This window comes from Dehalococcoides sp. (assembly GCF_041654235.1).
Lineage (GTDB): Bacteria > Chloroflexota > Dehalococcoidia > Dehalococcoidales > Dehalococcoidaceae > Dehalococcoides > Dehalococcoides mccartyi_B.
This window is the reverse complement of the sequence record NZ_JBAZDW010000100.1, coordinates 1-3,409: the sequence shown is the minus strand read 5'-3', so window position 1 is coordinate 3,409 and position 3,409 is coordinate 1. Positions and strand designations below refer to the sequence as shown.

Annotated in this window: 2 rRNA genes; both read left to right on the top strand. The window is 51.0% G+C overall.

Going from position 1 to position 3,409, the window contains the following annotated elements:
• Positions 1–255: ribosomal RNA gene (locus WC259_RS08080) — 16S ribosomal RNA — on the top strand; the annotation flags it as partial.
• A 246-nt stretch (positions 256–501) separates the two neighbouring features.
• Positions 502–3,409, top strand: a 23S ribosomal RNA gene (locus WC259_RS08075); the annotation flags it as partial.

Sequence of the window (3,409 nt, the reverse complement as noted above, 5' to 3'; positions counted from 1 at the left end):
GGCCGGTCTCAGTTCGGATTGTAGGCTGCAATTCGCCTGCATGAAGTCGGAATCGCTAGTAACCGCAGATCAGCTACGCTGTGGTGAATACGTTCCCGGGCCTTGTACACACCGCCCGTCACGTCACGAAAGTCAATTGTACCCGAAGTCACTGGGCCAACCGCAAGGGGGCAGGTGCCTAAGGTATGGTAGATGATTGGGACGAAGTCGTAACAAGGTAGCCGTATCGGAAGGTGCGGCTGGATCACCTCCTTTCTAAGGAGTATGTAAATCTCCTAGGTCGACGCACATAACTAAATTAGCTATTCAGCTTTGAGAGAATCCTTTTCTCTCATATGGGCACGGAAGTGTTCATATTGGTCTTTGAAAACTGAATAATGTTGCAAGTATCAAAGCATCCTGCTAATGCAATTTAGTATTGAAATTAGTATTTTGAAGAGATTCAAGCTTTAAATAAGTGCCTTCAAACTTAAAGTCAAGAGAAAGTACTTCAAGTTTAAGGGTTAAGTTACTAAGAGCGCACGATGGATGCCTAGGCGAAGGAAGTCGATGAAGGACGCAGCGAGCTGCGAAAAGCTCCGGTGAGGCGCAAGCGGCCCTTGACCCGGAGATTTCCGAATGGGGTAACCAGCGATGCAATAAGGCATCGAATCCCTGGCTGAACACATAGGCCAGGGAAGACAACCCGGGGAAGTGAAACATCTCAGTACCCGGTGGAAAATAAATCAACAGAGATTCCCTAAGTAGTGGCGAGCGAACGGGGAAGAGCCTAAACCTGAAAGAGGCAGAAGACTGCAGTCGTTCTCTTTCAGGGGTTGCAGGGACAGCGAGGATAACTCTGCATAGTTATCCGAAAGTTACAAAATTTTTATTGAATCGAAGTGATCTGGAAAGATCCGCCAAAGAAGGTGATAGCCCTGTAGGTGAAGATAAAGAACTTTCGTGGCTGTTTCCTAAGTACCTGGGGACACGTGAAATCCCCAGGGAATCCGGGAGGACCATCTTCCAAGGCTAAATACTCTCCTTCGACCGATAGCGAGCAAGTACCGTGAGGGAAAGCGTGAAAAGAACCCCGGGAGGGGAGTGAAATAGAACCTGAAATCGTGTGCTTACAAACTGTTCGAGGGCTATGGCTCGTAAGAGCAATGCCTGAGGGCGTGCCTTTTGTAGAATGAACCTGCGAGTTAATGTACGTTGCGAGGTTAAGGTGTAAAAAGACCGGAGCCGAAGCGAAAGCGAGTCTGAATAGGGCGTCTAGTAGCGTGTATTAAACCCGAAGCCAGGTGAGCTATCCATGTCCAGGATGAAGCACGATTAAACTCGTGTGGAGGTCCGAACCTGTCGTTGTTGAAAAAACGTTGGATGAGGTGTGGATAGGGGTGAAATGCCAACCGAACCTGGTGATAGCTGGTTCTCCCCGAAATAGCTTTAGGGCTAGCGTCTGGTTTATATGAGCGGGGGTAGAGCACTGACAGAGCTAGGGGCCTTACCGGGTTACCGAACTCCATCAAACTCCGAATACCGCTCAACATTGCCAGGCAGTCAGACTGTGTGGGATAAGCTTCATAGTCGAGAGGGATACAGCCCAGATCGTCAGCTAAGGTCTCCAAATTCAGGCTAAGTGGTAAAGGAAGTGAGATTTCTCAGACAGCCAGGAGGTTGGCTTAGAAGCAGCCATCCTTTAAAGAGTGCGTAATAGCTCACTGGTCGAGAGGTTTTGCGCCGAAAATGTAACGGGGCTCAAGCCTGGTACCGAAGCTACGGATTAGAGTGTGTCTACGGACATACTATAGTGGTAGGGGAGCGTTCTGTAACGAGTGAAGGAAGACCGTAAGGACTTCTGGACGGTACAGAAGTGCGAATGCAGGTATAAGTAGCGTAAAGTGAAGTGAGAATCTTCACCGCCGAAAACCTAAGGTTTCCTGGGGAAGGGTTGTCCGCCCAGGGTAAGGCGGGACCTAAGCTGAGGGCGAAAGCCGTAGGCGATGGATAGCCGGTTCATATTCCGGCCCCACCTGAGAGTCGTTATAAAGCGACGGAGAGACGCAGAAGGGTAGATCTACGCACTGTTGGTTGTGCGGTTAAGCTGGTAGAGTGTTCACGTAGGCAAAACCGTGTGGACGTTAAGCTCGAGAAGCGAATACGAGGTGCGAATGCATCGAAGTGATTGACCCCATGCTGCCAAGAAAATCTTCTAGTGAGACTATCAGGTGCCCGTACCGTAATCCGACACAGGTAGGTGGGTAGAGAATACTAAGGCGGCGGGGTAACTCCTCCTAAGGAACTCGGCAAATTAGCCCCGTAACTTCGGGAGAAGGGGTGCCTAGTTTGGTGTATGGATTCACTCTAATATGCTGAGCTAGGCCGCAGTGAAATGGGACAAGCGACTGTTTATCAAAAACACAGGTCTCTGCAAAACCGTGATGGTGATGTATAGGGGCTGACTCCTGCCCGGTGCCGGAAGGTTAAGAGGAGATGTCAGCGCAAGCGAAGCATTGAATCGAAGCCCCGGTAAACGGCGGCCGTAACTATAACGGTCCTAAGGTAGCGAAATTCCTTGTCGGGTAAGTTCCGACCTGCACGAATGGAGTAACGACTTGTCCACTGTCTCTGGAGGAGGCCCGGCGAAATTGCAACTCAAGTGAAGATGCTTGATACCCGCGGCAGGACGGAAAGACCCCGTGGAGCTTTACTGTAACCTGATTTTGGGTTTTGGTAGCTTTTGTACAGGATACGTGGGAGGCTATGAGGCGTGATTGCAAAGTTGCGCGGAGCCATCGGTGGGATACCACGCTAGAGTTATTGGAATTCTAACCTTGGAAGTCATCCTTTCAGCGGACAGAGTCAGGCGGGCAGTTTGACTGGGGCGGTTGCCTCCTAAAGAGTAACGGAGGCGCTCAAAGGTCACCTCAGGCTGGTTGGGAATCAGCCGTTGAGTGCAATGGCATAAGGTGGCTTGACTGCGAGACCTACAAGTCGAGCAGAAACGAAAGTTGGACATAGTGATCCGGCGGCACTGTATGGAAGGGCCGTCGCTTATCGAACAAAAGTTACCCCGGGGATAACAGGCTGATCTCGCCCAAGAGTCCACATCGACGGCGAGGTTTGGCACCTCGATGTCGGCTCATCGCATCCTGGGGCTGTAGTCGGTCCCAAGGGTTGGGCTGTTCGCCCATTAAAGCGGTACGTGAGCTGGGTTCAGAACGTCGTGAGACAGTTCGGTCCCTATCCGCCGTGGGCGCAAGATATTTGAGGGGTGCTGTCCCTAGTACGAGAGGACCGGGATGGACAGACCGCTAGTGAACCGGTTGTTATGCCAGTAGCAGAGCCGGGTAGCCATGTCTGGATGGGATAAGTGCTGAAAGCATCTAAGCACGAAGCCTACCCCAAGATGAGATATCTGAAGATC